Origin of the sequence: Halomonas sp. AOP7-B1-5, from assembly GCF_052353045.1 — a bacterium.
GTDB classification, from domain to species: Bacteria; Pseudomonadota; Gammaproteobacteria; order Pseudomonadales; family Halomonadaceae; genus Vreelandella; species Vreelandella colorata.
In genome coordinates this window covers 18,222-37,717 of record NZ_JBQTDC010000024.1, presented here as the reverse complement: position 1 = coordinate 37,717, position 19,496 = coordinate 18,222, and the positions used below count along the sequence as shown (strand labels likewise).

Below are 19,496 nucleotides of genomic sequence, written 5' to 3'. Positions count from 1 at the left end.
TTTTGACTCTGAGCGTTGATCGTCTAAAATCACCGGCCCTTTTGTTGGATCCATGATAATGACTCAACCTATTGGCCCGGTCATGCTCGACCTGGAAGGGCCGCGATTGAACAGCGCTGAAAAGCGCTTACTGCTTGAACCCGCTGTTGGTGGCGTCATTCTGTTTGCCCGTAATGTGGAAGACGCCTACCAGGTGCGCAAGCTGTGCAGTGATATCCGGCGTGTGCGCGGTGATCTGCTGCTGGCGGTAGACCAAGAGGGAGGCCGCGTTCAACGCATTAAAAAGGGGCTTACCCGGCTGCCAGCCATGGCCCGCATTGGTGAGCGCTATGTTCAGGACCCCGAAGAAGGCACCTTGCTTGCCATTGATGCGGGCTGGCTGCTAGGTATGGAAATGGCCGCGTGCGGGCTGGATATCAGTTTTGCGCCGGTACTCGATGTCGATAGCGGCATTTCCAGCGTGATAGGCGATCGTAGCTTTAGTAGTGACCCTCACCACGTAGCCCAACTAGGCGCGGCCTTTGTGGAAGGCTTGCACCAGGCAGGTATGGCGGCGGTAGGTAAGCATTTTCCTGGTCACGGCGGTGTAGCCGCAGATTCCCACGTTGCCTTGCCTGTCGATGAGCGTTCAATGGAGACGATTAAGCAACGCGACCTTGTCCCCTTTGAACGACTTGCCCCTAAGCTTGATGGCATCATGCCCGCGCATGTGATTTATCGAGCGTTTGATACACGCCCGGCGGGTTTTTCACCCAGCTGGCTGGGCATGCTGCGTGAATCGCTGGGCTTTAAAGGCTGCATTTTTTCAGATGATTTAAGTATGGCGGGCGCTCATGAAGCGGGCGAGCCACGTGGACGTGCCGCCGCTGCCCTCGCGGCTGGTTGCGACATGTTGTTGGTGTGTAACGACCGCGCCGCTGCCCTGGATGTGATAGATGCCTGCCAGGGGGTTGCCAATAAGCGACCTGCAAAACTGCGCTATGGGCGTGCACGCCCTGATTTGGATGCGCTGACGGCGCTGGGGCGCTGGCGACGAACGCATGCCAAGCTCGAAGCGCTCTAATCCCACCTGATTTTTCTTTTCGTAATACTGCTACTTTTTGGGGAGTAACCCAATGTCTAAACTGGATAAAGAGGCCCTTGAGTCGTTGGACTCAATGCGCCAGCTCATGGATACCGCCGACTGTTTGATTTCCCAGGAGCAGGTTGAGCGCGCTCTGGATCGCATGGCCGAAGCGATCACCAAGGATTTAGGCGATAAGCTGCCGGTTTTTTATTGTGTTATGAACGGTGGATTAATCACAACCGGCCATTTGCTGACCCGCTTGGGCTTTCCGCTGGAAGTCGACTACCTACACGCTACGCGTTACCGCAACGAGCTACGCGGGGGCGAGCTTTTTTGGCGCGTGTCGCCTGAAGTACCGATGGCTGGACGGCATGTAGTGATCGTGGATGACATTCTGGATGAAGGGTCGACGCTCGCCGCGATACTTGCCTATTGCAAAGAAGCCCAGGCTGCCAGCGTGACCACGGCGGTATTGGTGGATAAGCAGCATGATCGAAAAGCGGTGCCGGGCTTGAAAGCTGATTACTGCAGCTTAGAAGTCGCGGACCGCTATGTCTTTGGTTTCGGGATGGATTACAAAGGCTACTGGCGTAACGCCCCGGGTATCTTCGCCCCTAAAGGCATGTAGTTGTAACTGTGTTATTCAATGTCGGCTTAGCGAGGGGAGAAACGCCGCGCTAAGCCGGTCTCGGCAATCATCCGTGTCGAGATTTCTTCCACAGAAAAGCGCGTCGCATCGATAAACGGGATATGCATAATCCGGTAAAGCGCTTCGGCCTGTTCGACTTCCTGCAAACACTGATCCATTGAGCTATAGCGGCTGTTCGGCCGACGTTCATTGCGTATGGCGGATAGCCTGCGGGCATCGATAGTTAAACCAAACAGCTTGCGCCGGTGTGGTGCTAATGCCTTGGGCAGCTTGAGCGTGCCGTCTTCGTCAAGGTCGTCCTCGGTAAGCGGGTAGTTAGCCGCTCGAATGCCAAATTGAAGCGCCAAATAAAGCGACGTGGGCGTTTTTCCGCAGCGTGATACGCCGACCAGAATAATATCGGCTTTATCGTATTGGTGCGTGCGGGCGCCATCGTCGTTATCAAGTGCGAAGTGCACCGAATGAATCCGGTCCATATACACATCGTCACTGCCAATCGAGTGGGTTCTGCCTACGCTGTAAGACGAATGAGTACCTAACTCCTGCTCCAATGGTTTCAAAAAAGTAGAAAAAATATCCACCTTGAAGCCCGGAGCCTTGCGAATCACATCACGTATTTGCTGATCAACAATGGTGTCGATAATAATTGGCTGCTGACCATCGCGGGCCGCAGTGGATTCAATAATCTGAGCAAGCGCTTCGGCTTTTTCAAGCGTATCGATATAAGGCTTGGTCAGCATGTTGATTTCAACATCGCTGAACTGGGCCAACAGGCTTCGGCCCAAGCTTTCGGCCGTAATGCCGGTGCCATCAGAAATAAAAAAAGCTGTCCGCTTCATAACCACGTCCGCCAATCAATAATAGGGTTGCTATTGTGTGCCGAGCATTCGTTAAGCACAACGTCCCTGGCCACTACATAAATCGACCATATTCGCGTTTTGTTGTAAAAATCCTCCACTCTCTTCGCTATTAGACCAATGGCGAATAGGTTGGCACGGTGATAGGGTGACACGGTCAATGATTAGCGGTCTAAAAGATTGCATCAACGTCTTAAAGCGAGGGGGTTGCGTGGAAGAGTACATTCTGTGGTTCGATCAGCTAGGTATGGCGGACGTCGAACGCGTGGGTGGTAAGAATGCCTCGCTTGGCGAGATGATTTCCAACTTGTCAGGCGCAGGGGTAACCGTACCTGGTGGGTTTGCCACTACTGCTCACGCTTATCGTGAGTTTCTCTCGCATGAAGGGCTCAATGAGCGCATTAACAGCACCTTGGCGCGCCTGGACGTTGATGATGTTAACGCACTGGCTGAAGCCGGTCGCAATATTCGCCAGTGGGTCATTGATACACCGCTGCCGCCCGTGTTTGAAAGCGCACTGCGCCAAGCTTATACGCAGCTGCAGGAGCAACATCCTCAGTTAAAAGTGGCGGTACGCAGCTCGGCGACTGCTGAAGATCTTCCAGATGCCTCCTTTGCTGGTCAGCAGGAAACCTTTCTGAACATTGAAGGTTTCGACAATATTAAGCGCGCTGTTCATGAAGTATTCGCGTCGCTGTTTAATGACCGTGCAATCTCTTACCGCGTTCACCGCGGCTACGCCCATGAAAACGTCGCACTGTCGGCGGGCGTTCAAAAAATGGTGCGTTCTGAAACGGGTGCCTCAGGGGTTATGTTCACCCTGGATACTGAGTCGGGTTACCGCGATGCCGTGTTCGTTACCGCCTCGTGGGGGCTAGGCGAAACCGTCGTGCAGGGAGCCGTTAACCCTGACGAATTTTATGTCCATAAGGGCACCCTGGCAGCTGGCCGCCCGGCGGTTCTGCGCCGTAACTTGGGTTCCAAGTTAATCAAGATGATCTACGGCCAGGAAACCAGTGCTGGGAAGTCCGTTGAAACCGTTGATGTGCCGCTTAACCAGCGCGGCTGCTTCTGCATAAACGATCAGCAAGTGATGGATCTTGCCCGTCAGGCCGTCACAATTGAGCAACATTACCAGCGTCCGATGGATATTGAGTGGGCGCTCGATGGTGATGATGGCGAACTTTACATCGTTCAGGCGCGTCCTGAAACGGTAGTTTCACAGCAGGAAGGCGGCAAATTAGAGCGTTTTCAGCTGCGCGAGAAGGGGCGTACGCTGATTACCGGCCGGGCGATCGGTCAGCGCATTGGTCGCGGTACGGTAAAAGTAGTCATGAGCCCCGAAGAGATGGATAAGGTGCTAGACGGTGACATTCTGGTAACCGACATGACCGATCCAGACTGGGAGCCGATTATGAAGCGGGCTTCTGCCATCGTCACCAATCGCGGTGGGCGTACCTGCCACGCGGCGATTATTGCCCGCGAGCTAGGCATACCTGCGGTGGTTGGCTGTGGTGATGCAACGCAACAGCTTAGAGAAGGCATGGATGTCACCGTTTCCTGTGCTGAAGGTGATACGGGGCACGTTTACGAAGGGCTACTGGATTTTGACTGCAAAGTATCAAGCGTCGATGCTATGCCTGAAATCCCGTTCAAGATCATGATGAACGTGGGCAACCCTGATCGCGCGTTTGGGTTTTCCAGTCTGCCTAACGCTGGCGTGGGGCTTGCCCGTCTAGAGTTCATTATTAATCGTATGATTGGCGTTCATCCTAAGGCACTACTGGATTATGCAACGCTACCCGCTGACCTGCAGCAGGTGATTGATCTGCGCACGTCTGGCTATGCCGACCCGGTAACCTTTTACGTCGATAAGCTGGTGGAAGGTATTTCTACGCTGGCGGCAGCGTTCTATCCTCAGCGGGTTATCGTGCGTCTGTCTGATTTTAAATCCAATGAGTACGAGAATCTGATTGGCGGCAAGCTCTACGAGCCGGGTGAAGAGAACCCGATGCTGGGCTTCCGGGGCGCCTCTCGCTACATTTCGGATTCGTTCCGCCCCTGTTTTGAGCTTGAGTGTCGCGCATTGAAATACGTGCGTGAGGAGATGGGATTCGACAACATCGAAATCATGGTGCCGTTCGTGCGCACCACCGGCGAAGCTAAAGAGGTCGTTGACCTGTTAGCGGCCAATGGCTTGGCGCGCGGTGGTGATAGCGGCCTGAAAGTCATCATGATGTGTGAGCTGCCGGCCAATGCGTTGCTTGCCGACGAATTCCTCGAATATTTCGACGGTTTCTCGATTGGCTCTAACGACCTGACACAGCTAACGCTGGGGCTGGATCGTGACTCGGGTATCGTGGCGCATCTATTTGATGAGCGTAATGCCGCTGTTAAAAAGTTGCTGGCAATGGCGATTCAAGCCTGTAAGGCGCAAGGTAAATATGTTGGTATCTGCGGTCAGGGGCCTTCGGATCACCCTGAGCTGGCTAAGTGGCTGATGGAGCAAGGAATCGATTCTGTTTCCTTAAACCCAGACGCAGTGCTTGAAACGTGGTTCATGCTGGCAGGCGAAACGATTAGCTAGTGCTGAACAGCGAGCCAGTAATTTTGTGCCCGGCCATTGTGCCGGGCACATGCGTTTTATAGGCTACGCTTTGGTTTGGTTATTGCCTTGATATTTCTAAGACGCAAGAGGGTGCTGTAATGTCCCCAGTAAAGGTTAATGTAGCGCTATCAGGATTGTTGTTAGTGCCGCTGTATAGCTTTGGGTTTAGCTATGAAACGCCATCAGTGACCCCAGAAGTCGGGTCGGGCTATGAGGAGAAGCCCGGTTGGTCGGCTGCGTCATTCGCTGTCGCGGCGGCTAATCCGCTGGCCACTGATGCGGGTTATCAAGTGCTCGCCAATGGCGGTAATGCCGTTGACGCGGCCATTGCCGTGCAGATGGTATTAACACTTGTGGAACCACAGTCCAGCGGTATTGGCGGCGGTGCCTTTTTAATGCATTACGACGGTTCTGATGTTCAGGCCTACGATGGCCGCGAAACGGCGCCCGCGGCGGTAACCGGTGAGCTGTTCATGCAAGACGGCGAGCCGCTGCCTTTTATGGATGCCGTGGCGAGCGGGCTTTCAGTCGGCGTGCCGGGAACGGTGCGAATGCTGGAGCAGGCACATAAAGAGCATGGCCAATTAGCTTGGGAAGAACTGTTTGTACCTGCGATTACGCTTGCTGAAGAAGGCTTTGCCGTTAGCCAGCGTTTGCATACCAGTCTTACAAGCGATGAAGCGTTAAAAAACGATCCACTAGCCGGACAGTTTTACTATAACGCAGACGGTGAACCGCTAGCCGTTGGCGATACCCTGAAAAACCCAGCGCTAGCCGAAATACTGCGCCGTATTGCTTCTCAGGGAAGTGCCGCGCTTTATGAGGGCGAGATTGCCGAAGATTTAGTCAACCGCGTGCAGAGCCATGATGTTCGCCCAGGCAGCATGACGCTGGAGGATATTCAGGGTTATCAGTCGGTTGAGCGAGACCCGCTGTGTACCCCTTGGCAGCAGTGGGAAGTATGCGGTTTCCCTCCGCCTTCTTCTGGGCATATTACCGTCATGCAGATTCTCGGTATATTGGATCAGCGGCCTCTGCTGGAAGCGCCCTTGGATAACGGCGTCTCAAGCAGTGGCTGGCTGCATCAGTTTCTCGAGGCCTCGCGGCTGGCGTTTGCCGATCGAGGCCGCTATATCGCCGACCCTGACTTTGTGGAAGCGCCTGGTGGTGACTGGACATTGATGCTGGCGCCGGATTATCTGGCTTCACGCAGTGAGCTGATTGGCGATACCAGCATGGGCGACAGCGCGCAGCCGGGCAATCCGGGCGAGCTAAACGTTAGCTGGGCTTCTCAGCCAGCGCAGCCCGAGTACGGTACCAGCCATATCAGTATCATCGATGGCGATGGCAACGCTGTTGCCATGACGACTTCTATTGAGCAGGCGTTTGGCTCGCGCATCTTGGCCGATGGCGGCACTGGATTGCCAGGTGGCTATTTGCTTAACAATGAACTCACGGACTTCTCTTTTGTACCCGAAGTCGATGGCGAACCTGTTGCCAACCGCGTTGAGCCGGGTAAACGCCCACGTTCGAGCATGAGTCCTACGCTAGTGTTTGACGGGGAGACGGGTGAGTTGGTAGCGAGCCTTGGATCGCCGGGCGGTGCTGCGATTATTCATTATACGGCGCGTACCCTGGTCGCCATGCGTGATTGGGGCATGAATGCCCAGGAGGCGCTTAATCTGCCCCATGCAATTACCACCGGTGGCGATGTCTATCTCGAAGAGGGCCGCTTCCCCGATGCAACCAAGCAGGCGCTTGAAGCGTATGGCCATACGATAAGCGAGCGTGAACTGACTAGCGGACTACAGGCGATTCGCCGCCTTGAAGACGGTACGCTGTTTGGTGGGGCAGACCCACGTCGCGAAGGCGTCGTAATGGGCGACTAAACCATTGGCCTTATCAGTGACGTGCAAAAACAGGTAGTTCAGCCCGTCTTGCACGTCACTGACGCAGCCAATTACGCAGTTTCACCAGCAGCAACGACCCATCACTTAGCGCTTGGCGCTCCTCAATAAGCTCACGTAGGCGGCTTGGGTGATCCGTAATGATAGCGTCAACGCCTAAATCAATTAGCGTTGACATGCGGGCACGGTCGTTCACCGTCCAGGCGTGTATTTCATAGCCATAAAGCGCTGCCAGACGCACTTCCTCTTCACTAATGCGGTTATGGCGAAGCCCTAATGCATCGAAGCTGCGCCGGTCCAATGTGCCGGGCAGAATCAGCTGGGCAAGCAGTGTGACGCGCAGCTCTGGAACGTAGTCTTTTATATACGTGACCAGCGTAGGCGATACGGTTGCAACCCGCATATCTCTGAGCGCATCAGGAAAGCCACACTGCCCATAAGCAGCTAAAGGATTGTTGCTTGCAGCCCAGCACGCGTAACGGAAATCCGTTTCTGCTCGTAGCTGCTCAATTACAGCGTTAGCGAGCGCCTGCTCTTGGCCGGGCAATGACTTCATATCAATCATTAATCCGGCTTTACCCCGTACGTGGTCCAGGACTTCTTCAAGGCTTGCTATGGGTTCATTCTGAAAGGCATCCCCGAACCAGCTGCCTATATCATATTGGCTAAGTTCCTCGCGAGTCAGGTCACCAAATTCGCGATCATCACCGGTTAATCTTGCTAGGCTGCGATCATGGTAAATCATGACCTGCTCATCGGCCGTCAGGCGTACATCCAGCTCAACATAATCGGCCTTGTCAATCAGGGCCTGATCCACGGCCGCCAGGGTGTTTTCGGGCGCTACCATGGAGCTGCCGCGGTGAGCGATCACCTCGACGTTATCGCGTAGTTCGAAGCTATTTAAAATCCACCAGGCCTGTAAGCCAGCAAAGAGCAGAACGCTAAGCTCCACAGCCCAAGCGAAACGGCCAGGGCTGGCGCTTTCGGGTGGGGGCGCTGGGCGCATCTCACGGTGAGCTAACTGAAGGTACAAACAGGCGCAAAGCAGCGCGTTGGCCACAATGCCGATAAACGTGATCGCCAGGGTTAACAGCAGATAGCCGGTCAAATAGGCAAACATGGCCGGGATCAAAAACGCGTTATGTTCGGGTAACCACCAGAGCAACGGTGTTACCAGCGTGTCAAACGCGATGGTCGTGACAATAGGTAGCGCAATAATAAGCAGTAGCAGGGTAAGTACGGCGGCGCCTATCGAGCGGTGCCATCCGCGCGTCAAATACACGCTGCGCTTTAGAGCGTTTAGCGGGTGGCAGTTTTCCAGGGCTACCAGAGGGAGCGCCAGCAGCCAGCGTAAATAAAGCCAGGCGGCTAACCCCATCCAGGTAAACACAAGCGGAAGGGCACAGGCGATAAAGTACCAGAGCACAGGCGGCTTTACGCGCTGTAGGTAGTAAGGGTCAATGCCGCTTAGCCAAACGTCATAAAGCCAGGCGAGGCCCGCCATAAAGGGTGCCAGCAGCAGCAGATGCGTACCTACCTGAAGGACAACCAGCCCAGCAAGTGCAGGCAGGCGGCGAAAGCTTAGCCAGAGTGCCTCAAAGGCAAGCCGGTAATGATTACCGCGCGGGCGCACGGCGACCTGCAGCATGCCTGCCTGTTGCCAGTAAATGATCAAAAACGTAAAGCCCAGACCTACCAGCATGCCAGCAAGACCCAAGGGGCTGAATATCAGGCTGATCAACTCATCGTTGGTGACAACCGTGCGCTTTAACTGGGCAAGCATGCCCTGAGTTATCCATCCAATTAAGGGTAATAACAAAGCTGAGGCTAGTAGCGTAAAAAACAGATGATAGGCGATCAAGGGCCGCAGATGGTCACGCAGTGTTTTTAGTAAGGCGGAGCCAAGGTGGGTCAGTGGCTGCATTGTCTTTTTAAATCATTAGGATGATTCCACAGATTGGCAGTATCTGGGGGCGCTCGCAAGTGGCTACTCAAGGTATTGAGTATAAAAAAACGCCCCACAACTATGTATCGTGTGGGGCGTTCGGTCATCGACTCAGAAGTAATGAATCGTCATCTCTTCTGTGATGTTGCGAGCATCGGCGATAGAGTGGTTACGCTTCTTGAGCAACCGGGATCACGTTTGAGGCAATCTTCTGATATTCCTCAATTTCGTGGAAGTTCATGTAACGATAGATCTCTCCCGCCATGGCGTCAAATTCACTCATGTAACGCTGATACTCTTCAACGCTTGGCAGGCGACCTTCAACCGCAGCAACGGCGGCTAGTTCCGCTGAGGCGAGGTACACGTTGGCACCATCACCTAAACGGTTCGGGAAGTTACGTGTAGACGTAGACACTACGGTGCTTTTTGCCGCAACGCGGGCCTGGTTACCCATACACAGTGAACATCCCGGCATTTCCATACGCGCACCGGCACGACCATAAATGCCGTAGTAGCCCTCTTCGGTCAACTGGTGCTGGTCCATTTTGGTTGGCGGTGCCAGCCACAGGCGAGTTTTCAGGCTGCCTGCAGGCTGCTTTTCAACAAGTTTACCTGCTGCGCGGAAGTGACCAATGTTGGTCATGCACGAGCCGATAAAGACTTCGTCAATTTTTTCGCCGGCTACATCAGAGAGCAAGCGAGCGTCGTCAGGATCGTTAGGCGCGCAAAGTACCGGCTCTTTGATCTCGGACAGATCAATTTCGATCACTTCGGCGTATTCAGCGTCGGCATCGGCGCGCATCAGGCTCGGGTTAGCAAGCCATGCTTCCATGCCTTCGATACGACGGCTAATCGTACGTTCATCGCCGTAGCCGTTGGCAATCATCCACTTGAGCAGGGTGATGTTGGATTTCAGGTACTCAGTGACGCTCTCATCCGACAGCGTAATGGTACAGCCCGCGGCAGAGCGCTCGGCAGAGGCATCGGAAAGTTCGAACGCCTGCTCGACCGTCAGGTCTTCAAGGCCTTCGATTTCCAGTACGCGGCCAGAGAACGCATTCTTCTTGTTGGCTTTATCAACCGTCAGAAGGCCCTGCTTAATACCGTAAAGCGGAATGGCGTGAACCAGGTCGCGCAGGGTAACGCCAGGCTGGCGCTTGCCTTTAAAGCGAACCAGTACGGATTCCGGCATATCCAGCGGCATAACGCCGGTAGCGGCTGCGAACGCAACCAGGCCAGAACCGGCCGGGAACGAGATACCCAGCGGGAAACGGGTGTGCGAGTCGCCACCGGTGCCCACTGTGTCAGGCAGCAGCATACGGTTCAGCCAGCTGTGGATGATACCGTCGCCAGGACGCAGCGATACACCACCACGGTTCATGATGAAGTCAGGCAGGGTGTGGTGAGTGTCCACGTCAACCGGCTTGGGATAAGCGGCAGTGTGACAGAACGACTGCATGACCAAGTCAGCCTGGAAGCCTAAACAAGCCAGATCTTTCAGTTCGTCACGGGTCATCGGGCCCGTGGTGTCCTGAGAGCCGACCGTGGACATTTTAGGTTCGCAGTACATACCCGGACGAACGCCTTCCAGGCCGCACGCCTTGCCGACCATTTTCTGCGCCAGGGTAAAGCCTTTGCCGGTGTCCTTCGGCTGGTCGGGCAGACGGAATACGTCAGATGCTTCCAAACCTAAAGACTCGCGTGCTTTGCCCGTAAGGCCGCGGCCGATAATCAACGGAATACGGCCGCCAGCACGTACTTCATCCAGAATCAGCTGGGTCTTCAGTTCAAAGGTGGTGATTACTTCGTCGGTGCCGTGCTTGCATACTTTGCCTGCATAGGGGTAAACGTCGATCACATCGCCCATTGCCAGCTTGGTGACGTCCAGCTCAACCGGAAGCGCACCGGAATCTTCCATGGTGTTGAAGAAGATCGGAGCAATCTTGCTGCCAAAGCAGAAGCCGCCAGCGCGCTTGTTGGGAACGTAAGGGATGTCGTCACCAAAGAACCACAGCACAGAGTTGGTGGCTGATTTGCGTGAAGAACCGGTACCCACTACGTCACCAACGTAAGCGACCGGGAAGCCCTTGGCTTTAACTTCTTCAATCTGCTTGAGCGGGCCCATGGAGCCGGGTACTTCAGGCACAATGCCGTCACGCTCGTTTTTGAGCATGGCATTGGCGTGCAAAGGGATATCCGGGCGCGACCAGGCATCGGGGGCTGGTGACAGGTCATCGGTGTTGGTCTCACCCGGTACCTTGAAGACGGTCAGGGTGATCTTTGCTTCCAAAGCAGGCTTGGAAAGGAACCACTCTGCTTCAGCCCAGGACTGAATAACGTCCTTGGCAACGCTGTTGCCATTTTTGGCGCGCTCTTCGACATCGTGGAAGGCGTCAAACATCAGCAGGGTGTGCTTGAGCTGTTCGCCGGCTTCGCGAGCAAGCTCTTCGTTATCCAGAAGCTCGACCATGGAAACGATGTTGTAACCGCCTTGCATCGTACCCAGCAGCTTGACTGCATGGATTTTATCGATCAGCGGCGAGGAAGCTTCGCCTTTGGCGATAGCGGTAAGAAAGCCCGCTTTTACATAAGCGGCTTCATCAACACCCGGCGGAACCCGGTTGGTAATCAGGTCAAGGATGAATTCTTCTTCACCGGCCGGAGGGGTTTTCAAAAGCTCAATCAAGGCGGCAACTTGCTCGGCGTTTAAAGGCTTGGCGGGTACGCCCTCGGCGGCGCGTTCCTCGACATGTTGGCGATATGCTTCAAGCACGTTGGGGCCCTCTCATCTGCTTTATGGTGGCGAACACACACTTTCACGGTATTAAAGCGTGCGCTCGGACACATGACATACGCTTGACAAACAGCGTCTGGTTGGATGGCACGGATTCTACGGGAAACTGTCGACAATGTTAAGAAGAAGGGTTGGCAGGAATGTTGCACTTTATGTTGAGATTATGATTAAGCATTTGATAATAATGGTATTTTAATATAATTGGCAACTGAGGTAGCACCATTTTAGCTAAAAACGGCTCACCAATATGGCGATAAAGATGCGGTTGGCGTTACAGCGCGTTACCATAACCTACGCTTTATAACGCTAAGTGTATTTTGCTCCTGGCCTGAAAAAAGCCTGATTAAGTAATAGCCGTTATTTTTGATATCGGCTTTTTACTATACAAAAAGTATTACGTCGCGCTTACGTAGGTGATTTATTGGGTATACAAGTTTTAGTATACAGGTAATGAGATAGGTCAAACGCCCTCAGCGTTTATATGTTGTACAATAGTGAAATAAACGCTCGGAAGAATGTTATGTCGATACAACTTGGTGTGTTAGAAACAGCTGATCATATTGTGCAAGCAGATGATCTGCTCCCCAAAAGCCTTAACGAATTTCTTGCCTGTCAAACGCCTGACAGCTGGCTTCAGTGGGCAATGATTAATCCAGAAATCTTGCTTATTGATCACGCTCAATGTGAGAAAAAAGCGGCCTCGACTGCGATGAGTTTGTTGTATCGCTATGTAGATCAGCCCCTTTTATTAAGCAAAATGTCACAGCTGGCACGCGAAGAACTTCTGCATTTTGAGCAGGTGGTCGGCTTGATGGAACAGCGTGGCGTGAAATACCGGCATTTAACGGCCTCGCGTTATGCTGAAGGTTTACGGCGCCATGTGCGCAGTAATGATCCCGAGCGCTTGATTGACGTGTTGATTATTGGGGCGTTAATCGAAGCGCGTAGCTGTGAGCGGTTCGCGCGATTAATCCCGTACTTGGATGAAGAACTAGCCAAATTCTACCGTACATTGGTGAAGTCTGAAGGGCGCCATTTTGAAGACTATCTCTTGCTTGCTCGGCAGCAAACAAAGGATTTAATTGATGAAAGAATCGCTTTTTTTGTCGCCCAAGAAGCAGAGCTGGTAACGTCACCCGATACGGCTTTTCGTTTTCATAGCGGTGTGCCTGCTTAACGCACCGCTAGCCCAGGCAGGATATGTATCATGCACGATGCTCGTGAGTCTGATCAGCTAATCCTCTTTGGTCATTTTTCCCTTTCCCAGGGTGATGATGTGCTGACCCACTTTAGCTATGACAAAGTCAAAGCATTGTTGGTGTATTTGTTGCTTCATCGTCAGCCGGTTAATCGCGCGGTTCTGGCTGAGCTGCTTTGGCCTGATCAGGGGCTTTCGTCTGGACGAACCAACTTACGTCATGCGCTGCACTGCCTGCGCCATTCGTTAGGTAGTAACGCTGAGCAGATACTGAACGTTTCGCGGCAAACTATTGCGTTCCAGCTGCCAGCCTCTTGGCGGGTTGATTTGCATGAGCTGCAACAGTTGCTGGAAGGACCTCGGGATTTAGCGACGCTGGAAGCGCTACTAACCTGCTATCAGGGGGATCTAGTAGAGGAACTTCAGCTGGCCAACTGTAGCGAATTTCAGCGTTGGCTCGTGCAGGTACGCAACGAATGGCGCCAGCGTGTCATTCGGTTTGCGGAGCAGGTGTTGGAGGCTCATGAAGGCGTGCCGGATACCATGCTTGAAGGCTTGGTTAGCCGTTTTTCGGGATATGCGCCGTTTCATGAGCGCTGGGTACGTCAACTTGCTGAGCAGAATCAAATTGCCGCTGCGCATGAACAGTACAACGGCTATTTGCAGCTCTTGGCACTTTCCGGGCAGCAGCCTGAACCCAGTTTTTTACAATTAGCCAGCTATTGGTCAGATGGATCACACGACCCACGCGCCATGAGCCCTCAAGGGGCTTTTTCTCGCGTATTGGCGGCGGACAGCAAACCTCTGCGTGATGATGAAATTGAGCTTCGCCAGCTTTCCGTGATGGCAATTCGATTGCGCCTGCGAGGCGACTGGCAGGAGCGCACGGCTACGCGCAACTGCCTGGCTTTGCAGCTGGAACTGTTGCGCTGGCTTGAACAACAGTGCCATCACCTGGGCGGCTTCTGGCTACCTGGTGCGACCGGAGGGTTGGGGCTTGCCTGTTTTGGCACCCACGGCCCTGCGCATCAGCTTGCCGAGCTGGTGGCGCTTTACGAACACTGCCAGCAAGCGCTACCGCAGGAGTCGGCCCGCTACTGGGAAGGTGAGGGCGTACCTCCCACCTTTGAGCTGGCGGCTGGATTAAATAGTGGTCAGGTGGTCTATCTGCCCGAGCGTCAGCTAGCCGACCCTCTGGGCCAAGTGACTCAGGTGTCCCTGGAGCTGATGAGCGCCGCCGAAGGCAGCGAGCTGGTGATTTCCCAAGAAGCGAGCCAGCACATGCCGCCAGCACTTGATCTACAGCCTCGCCTGGTATCCCGCCTGGTGGCAAGCGATGGGCGCGTACGCTTACGCGCGCTGGTGCTAGGCCAGAATGAAGGCGGGCGGGATGCGTTACCGCCAAGCTTAGTGGGTCGCGAAACGTCACTGCGCACGCTTCGTGATGCGCTGGCCAGGGCCGGTATTGGTTTGCGTCAGAGTGTATTGGTACGTGGCGCTTCAGGCATGGGTAAATCTGCGTTAATGGTGGGCTTTCGTCAACTGGAGCTGAGCCGAGATGCGTCGATTTGCTGGCAGCCGACGACCCGATTATCGGTACTTGAGCCCTATGGCATGGCGCGTCATTTGGTGGCTTGGTATCTGGATGCGCCCCCTACGCTGGAAACCCTGACTAACCTGCAGGCAGCGCTGGGCCTAACGCAGACCAATGAAAGTCGCCAGCATTTGCTTGAGGAAGCGCTTGGGGTTCGTGATGTTCAGGAAGTGACCCAGCTTGCCCAAAATGGCGAGGCGGTGGAGCTGGTTGTGCAGCTACTTCACGGGTTGATCGATCATCAAACCCAGGAGCGCACGCTGGCATTGATGATTGATGATTTACAGTGGATCGATGAGCCTTCCTTTAAAGTGTTGGCAGGACTGCAGGCACGCCTGCCTATCAATACCGCCTTTATGCTGGTCGCAAGCCATCATGGGCGTGAACCATTGCCGGTCAAGCTGCATTGGGATCAGCAAATCAATCTGGGCAAGCTAGATGCTTTACAGTCATCGCGATTACTGTCCCAGCTGTCGCGACGTTACCGCATCCATTTAAGCCCACGGCTGCGCAATCAGGTTATTGAACGCTGCGATGGCGTTCCGCTTTATATGCAGGAAATTTGCCGACGTCTGGATATGGATCGCCGCGAAGGACGTAGCGTTCACTTCGATGAGCTACCCAAGGGGCTGCTTGGCCTATTGGCCAGCCGCATCGATCAGTTGGAGATAGATCGTGCGATTGCCCATGTGGCCGCAGTACTGGGTCGACGCTTTCGGTTGGATTTCCTGCTCGAATGCAGCGGTTGGGAGCACAGCCGGTTAGCGCAAGCGATTGAGCACATGCGCCAGTTAGAGATTATCGAACCCGTCAATAAGGAAGAAGGCGAGCAGGAGTATCAGTTTAGTCATCAGCTGCTGCAAGAGGCCGCCTATCTTTCCTGCCCACGCGATGTGCGCGTTAAGCTTCACCAGCAGGTCGTCACGCTTATCGAAGAGCGTTTTCCAATGTGGATTAGTCGCCACCCGGGCGATTTTGCAACCCACCTACGCAGAAGCGGGCATTATGCGCGTGGGGCGCGTTATTTTGAGCTGTCTGCACGTGAAGCACTGAAGGTAAGTGCCAACCGTACAGCGCTGCGTATGGCCGATGCCGGGTTAGCTAGCTTACGCCACGTCGAGCATCAAGTAGAGCGTGAGGTCAGTCTGCTCACGGTGCGTGGCCAAGCGGCGTTTGCTTTGGAAGGGCACGGTTCACCCATTGCTCATGAAAGCTTTGTGCGTGCCCGCGAGCTGCTGCGGGAGTCAGGGAGCGATATGCTGGATGACCCCGAAGAACTAGAGCAGGTGTTCCTGGTGAAGTGGGGTTTGTGGGTGGGGCGCAGCCAGCGCTATGCCCACGCGGATGCCTTTGCGCTGGCTTCTACTCTTACCGACATTGCCGAACGCCTAGAAGACCCACGTTATCGACGCCTAGCGGATTATGCGCGGGCGCAGTGTGAGTATTGGGCAGGGCGTATTCAGCAAGCTCACGACCATTTAGATGAGATTGATCCACTTAATGCCCAGATGATGATCGAGTGGCTGCCGTTCTCGGATCATCCCCAGGTCACCGCCGCCTGTTTTCAGGGTTGGACTCTTTGCTTGCGGGGGGATTACCAGCGTGCAGAGCGCCAAGTCTCGGCGGCGCTACGCCTGGCGGAAAAAATTGGTCATCCAGGTACTCTGGCCATGGCGCTGCTCTTCGCGGCCGCCTTATATCGGCAGCTTGGCCATGTGCACCTTGCGGCACGTCATGCCGAGCGCGCCGCGGCCATGACCGGTACGCCCGATTTACAGCTATGGCAAATTTCCGCGCAGGCCGTGATTGGCTGGCAACGTGCCTTGGCAGGTGATCAGAATGGCCTTGTCCAGATTCGTGAAAGCCTGGATCAAATGACCGAGCTTAAAGGGCGCGACCGATATCAGCGGCCTTCTCTATGGTATATCGATGCCTGTATTGAGCTTGGGGAGCTGCAGGTCGCTGAAGACTATCTCGACCAGTGCCTGATTATCGCCCGTGATCGAACAACGCTATTTTTACCGGAACTTGCCACGCTACTGGCGAAAGTACGTCATCAGCTTGGTCATCCCGCCAACGAGGTTAAAGCGCTTGCCGAAATGGCAATTAACCAGTCGCGTGAGCATGGTAATCGGCATCAGGAATTAGAGGCATTGGAGCTATGGCTGACACATATCGAGCCGAGCGATCTTCAAGCAAAAGAGGCCTTTAGGCATTTATTGAAGGATGTTAGCCACAGCGATGCGCCGGTGCTTGTGCGCTGGGTAAGCCTTCTTGATCGGCGTTTAACCCAGCCCGTGGGAATAGACGAGTAATCTGAGGCCTTAGCGTGTCTCGGCCTCAAGGTAGGCCAATGTGGCGAGCGCTTGATCGCGTTGCTCGCCACATATGCTGATATCAAAATGAAAGTTGCCGCAGACCTTGGGCCTGCTTGGATCACCAAACAGGCGGCATAAATTGTCGTCATCTAACTGAATGCAGCGTATCCCGGCGGGCTTGCCCTGAGGCATACCGGGAATCGCTGAGCTGATGGAAGGCGCGATACAGCATGCGCCACATCCCGCCCGGCAGCCTGCTGGCTGTTTTACAATGATATCGTCATTGCTCATGGAGCCGCTTCCGCAAACGCACCTTTATTAATGCCCTCAAATGCCTGCACACGGGTTGCCTGACCACTATCGTGAGCGATGCTTCGTGCCAGCCAAATAGCGATATTTTCAACCGTGGTGGGCCCTGGAAGGGCCGCGCAGCGGTTTATCGGCAGGCGAATGGAAAAAGCCCCCTGGGCGGCCTGGTAGCGGCAGGTTAAAAACTCATCATCCTGATGTTCAATATCGGCCTGTTCGAGCAGATACCGGTTATCCAGCCAGTTGGCCCAGTGTGTTTCTAACCCCGATTGACGCTCACCCGATTGCCAGATAGCAAGCCGTGAGCGGTGCCCATGGGCAATCCGCTGGCAGTTACCCAAGTGGCGTTTCAGGCCATGGCTATAGCCATAGGCTGCCCCGCTAATCGCCTCATCACTCAACGTCAGCGTGACGCGATCAACGTTGGCTGGGCGCTGCTCGGTTAGCGCGTGGCTTAAATACTTGGCTACCTGTTCAAGCGTAACGCTTTCCCAGGCAAGTAGGCTAAACGCTTCGGCAGGCCCGCGCACTTCCATGGGGTAGGGGGTCGTCGTGCGAATGCAAAGGCCTTCGTCACACTCGGTGACGGTAATGCCCGGCGCTTGGGTAGGAATCAGCAGCGTATGATCAAGCCCACCATCCAGGGTGCGCTTGATCCAGGGCTTTACTTCGCCAAAATCAAACAGCATGCCGTCTTCACCCAGCGCTCCTTCAAGCAGTGCGTCCACCTGCCAGCTACAGCCTACAAGCCCACGCTGAGGGCACCATAAAGACACATCGATATGGGTTAACTGATTTACAAATAAAGCCATTAGTCAAACCCTGCTATTTTGTGCATTTGAAGCGAAAGGCGCCACTGAGGATTGGCCATGCAATACTGTGTGGTACTGGCAATAGTATCGGCTTGCTGTCCCAGCGGGCTTACATCCATGGGTTGCAAAAAGAAATGGTCAAAAGCCAGGTGTTTAAACTGCTCAGGCGGTGCATCCACTTGCGGAAAGACCAGTTTCAATTCACTTCCCCCGCTAACTGCCAGTGCGTTATTGCCCTTTGGGCTCACGCATAGCCAATCAATGCCGGGGGGGGGGCGGTAACGTGCCGTTGGTTTCAACGGCGATTTCAAAGCCTTCATCATGAAGCATGTCTATTAATGGCGCATCCAGCTGAAGCAGTGGCTCTCCGCCGGTAAAAACCACGTACGGTACGGCGTTTGAAGCGTCTTTTGGCCATAGCGCACGGATGTGAGCGGCTAAATCAGCCGCCGTTGTGAACCGCCCACCATTTTGCCCATCGGTGCCGATAAAATCTGTATCGCAAAATGTGCATTTCGCGGTGGCGCGATCAGCCTCACGACCTGACCATAAATTACACCCGCTGAAGCGACAAAAGACACTTGCACGACCCGATTGCGCCCCTTCACCTTGCAAGGTGTAGAAGGCTTCTTTGACGTGATACATCAGCGGCTTTCCTGGAGAATTTGAGGAGCGTAAGGCAGTGGGTCGACGGCATTGTTCGCCGTAAAGGCGTCCAGGCGTTCACGGCAGCTACCGCACTCACCGCAGGCCAGTTCGCGCCCTTCATAGCAGGTCCAGGTATGTTGATAGTCCAATCCCATGGCGAGGCCTTCACGCAAAATATCGGCTTTGGACGTGCGCAGGTAAGGGGCGTGCAGTGATACAGGCTCGAAGTTGGCAATGCCCGCAACACTGTTCATGGCATCGACAAACTCAGGCCGGCAATCGGGGTATAAAACGTGATCACCGCCATGGGCGCCATAATCTACACGACCTGCACCGATATTGACCGCCTTGGCAATCGCCAAGGACAACAGAATCATATTCCGGTTGGGGACAACGGTGGCACGTAAATTATCATCCGCGTAGTCCCCCGTGGGCATAACTTGATCAGGATTGGTCAACGCTGAATTATCAATCAAACCGTGGATAGCTCGAATGTCCACGATTTGGTGGGGAATCGCCAGCTGTGTGCAGACACGTGCGGCGACATCTAGCTCGCGGGCATGGCGCTGTCCATAGTTGAATGACAGAGCATGAACATTCAGGCCTTCGCGGATCGCGCGATGGAGTACCGTGTAGGAATCCATGCCGCCAGAATAAATGACCACTGTGGAGGTCGGTAAAACAGAGGGGGTAGAAGAAGTGCTAGACATACTTGATACTCGTTGTCGGAGAATTTTTCGTGCAGCGCAAGCGCTGAACAAAGTGCCGGGGTCCGGTCCGGAAGGGCGGCA

At 54.4% G+C, this 19,496-nt stretch carries 12 protein-coding genes and 1 pseudogene; 6 read left to right on the top strand and 7 right to left on the bottom strand.

The window, feature by feature from the left end:
• Positions 1-58: 58 nt before the first annotated feature.
• Positions 59-1,063 carry a beta-N-acetylhexosaminidase gene (nagZ, locus tag ACT3XD_RS12545; RefSeq protein WP_192538261.1) on the top strand — a complete coding sequence of 335 codons (1,005 nt, stop codon included), beginning with the start codon at positions 59-61 and terminating at the stop codon, positions 1,061-1,063.
• A 52-nt stretch (positions 1,064-1,115) separates the two neighbouring features.
• A complete protein-coding gene (locus tag ACT3XD_RS12540; RefSeq protein ID WP_018917207.1) occupies positions 1,116-1,694 on the top strand; it encodes a hypoxanthine-guanine phosphoribosyltransferase in 579 nt (192 codons plus the stop codon).
• A gap of 26 nt (positions 1,695-1,720) precedes the next feature.
• Here the strand turns inward: ACT3XD_RS12540 and ppsR are convergent, their stop codons facing one another.
• Positions 1,721-2,554 (bottom strand): posphoenolpyruvate synthetase regulatory kinase/phosphorylase PpsR, encoded by an 834-nt coding sequence (gene ppsR / locus ACT3XD_RS12535; RefSeq protein WP_192538260.1) that lies wholly within the window; start codon positions 2,552-2,554, stop codon positions 1,721-1,723.
• Between the two features lie 229 nt (positions 2,555-2,783).
• On the opposite strand from ppsR, the gene ppsA reads away from it, so the two are divergent.
• Both ppsA and ggt read left to right on the top strand, forming a co-directional pair.
• Complete coding sequence (ppsA, locus tag ACT3XD_RS12530) at positions 2,784-5,159, top strand: phosphoenolpyruvate synthase (protein WP_192538259.1); 2,376 nt, start codon at positions 2,784-2,786, stop codon at positions 5,157-5,159.
• Between the two features lie 119 nt (positions 5,160-5,278).
• Positions 5,279-7,069 carry a gamma-glutamyltransferase gene (gene ggt, locus ACT3XD_RS12525; protein ID WP_192538258.1) on the top strand — a complete coding sequence of 597 codons (1,791 nt, stop codon included), beginning with the start codon at positions 5,279-5,281 and terminating at the stop codon, positions 7,067-7,069.
• A 55-nt stretch (positions 7,070-7,124) separates the two neighbouring features.
• Here ggt and ACT3XD_RS12520 read toward each other — a convergent pair whose 3' ends face one another.
• Positions 7,125-9,011, bottom strand: a complete 1,887-nt coding sequence (locus tag ACT3XD_RS12520) for a glycerophosphodiester phosphodiesterase family protein (RefSeq protein WP_192538257.1) — start codon at positions 9,009-9,011, stop codon at positions 7,125-7,127.
• A 190-nt stretch (positions 9,012-9,201) separates the two neighbouring features.
• A complete protein-coding gene (acnB, locus tag ACT3XD_RS12515; RefSeq protein WP_444280593.1) occupies positions 9,202-11,805 on the bottom strand; it encodes a bifunctional aconitate hydratase 2/2-methylisocitrate dehydratase in 2,604 nt (867 codons plus the stop codon).
• Positions 11,806-12,346: 541 nt separating this feature from the next.
• On the opposite strand from acnB, the gene ACT3XD_RS12510 reads away from it, so the two are divergent.
• A complete protein-coding gene (locus ACT3XD_RS12510) occupies positions 12,347-13,003 on the top strand; it encodes a tRNA-(ms[2]io[6]A)-hydroxylase (RefSeq protein ID WP_192538255.1) in 657 nt (218 codons plus the stop codon).
• Between the two features lie 30 nt (positions 13,004-13,033).
• Positions 13,034-16,933, top strand: a complete 3,900-nt coding sequence (locus ACT3XD_RS12505; protein ID WP_192538254.1) for an AAA family ATPase — start codon at positions 13,034-13,036, stop codon at positions 16,931-16,933.
• 9 nt (positions 16,934-16,942) lie between these two features.
• Here the strand turns inward: ACT3XD_RS12505 and ACT3XD_RS12500 are convergent, their stop codons facing one another.
• The 4 genes and pseudogenes from ACT3XD_RS12500 to queC all read right to left on the bottom strand — a co-directional run bounded on the left by ACT3XD_RS12500 (position 16,943) and on the right by queC (position 19,415).
• Positions 16,943-17,227, bottom strand: coding sequence for a YkgJ family cysteine cluster protein (locus ACT3XD_RS12500; protein ID WP_192538253.1), 285 nt, complete (start codon positions 17,225-17,227; stop codon positions 16,943-16,945).
• Positions 17,224-18,057 (bottom strand): 6-pyruvoyl trahydropterin synthase family protein, encoded by an 834-nt coding sequence (locus tag ACT3XD_RS12495; RefSeq protein ID WP_192538252.1) that lies wholly within the window; start codon positions 18,055-18,057, stop codon positions 17,224-17,226. The genes ACT3XD_RS12500 and ACT3XD_RS12495 overlap by 4 nt, the downstream gene beginning before the upstream one ends.
• A pseudogene (gene queE / locus ACT3XD_RS12490) lies at positions 18,057-18,702 on the bottom strand (7-carboxy-7-deazaguanine synthase). The gene ACT3XD_RS12495 and the pseudogene queE overlap by 1 nt, the downstream one beginning before the upstream one ends.
• Positions 18,702-19,415 (bottom strand): 7-cyano-7-deazaguanine synthase QueC, encoded by a 714-nt coding sequence (queC, locus tag ACT3XD_RS12485; protein WP_192538251.1) that lies wholly within the window; start codon positions 19,413-19,415, stop codon positions 18,702-18,704. Before queC ends, queE begins: the two are co-directional and overlap by 1 nt.
• Positions 19,416-19,496: the final 81 nt, after the last annotated feature.

Excerpts from the sequence above, each read along its gene's own strand:
- ACT3XD_RS12540 (WP_018917207.1), top strand. The coding sequence starts at position 1,116 with ATGTCTAAACTGGATAAAGAGGCCCTTGAGTCGTTGGACTCAATGCGC.
- ACT3XD_RS12510 (WP_192538255.1), top strand. The coding sequence starts at position 12,347 with ATGTCGATACAACTTGGTGTGTTAGAAACAGCTGATCATATTGTGCAA.
- ggt (WP_192538258.1), top strand. The coding sequence starts at position 5,279 with ATGTCCCCAGTAAAGGTTAATGTAGCGCTATCAGGATTGTTGTTAGTG.
- ppsR (WP_192538260.1), bottom strand. The coding sequence starts at position 2,554 with ATGAAGCGGACAGCTTTTTTTATTTCTGATGGCACCGGCATTACGGCC.
- ACT3XD_RS12505 (WP_192538254.1), top strand. The coding sequence starts at position 13,034 with ATGCACGATGCTCGTGAGTCTGATCAGCTAATCCTCTTTGGTCATTTT.
- ACT3XD_RS12495 (WP_192538252.1), bottom strand. The coding sequence starts at position 18,057 with ATGGCTTTATTTGTAAATCAGTTAACCCATATCGATGTGTCTTTATGG.
- nagZ (WP_192538261.1), top strand. The coding sequence starts at position 59 with ATGACTCAACCTATTGGCCCGGTCATGCTCGACCTGGAAGGGCCGCGA.
- ACT3XD_RS12500 (WP_192538253.1), bottom strand. The coding sequence starts at position 17,227 with ATGAGCAATGACGATATCATTGTAAAACAGCCAGCAGGCTGCCGGGCG.
- ACT3XD_RS12520 (WP_192538257.1), bottom strand. The coding sequence starts at position 9,011 with ATGCAGCCACTGACCCACCTTGGCTCCGCCTTACTAAAAACACTGCGT.
- queC (WP_192538251.1), bottom strand. The coding sequence starts at position 19,415 with ATGTCTAGCACTTCTTCTACCCCCTCTGTTTTACCGACCTCCACAGTG.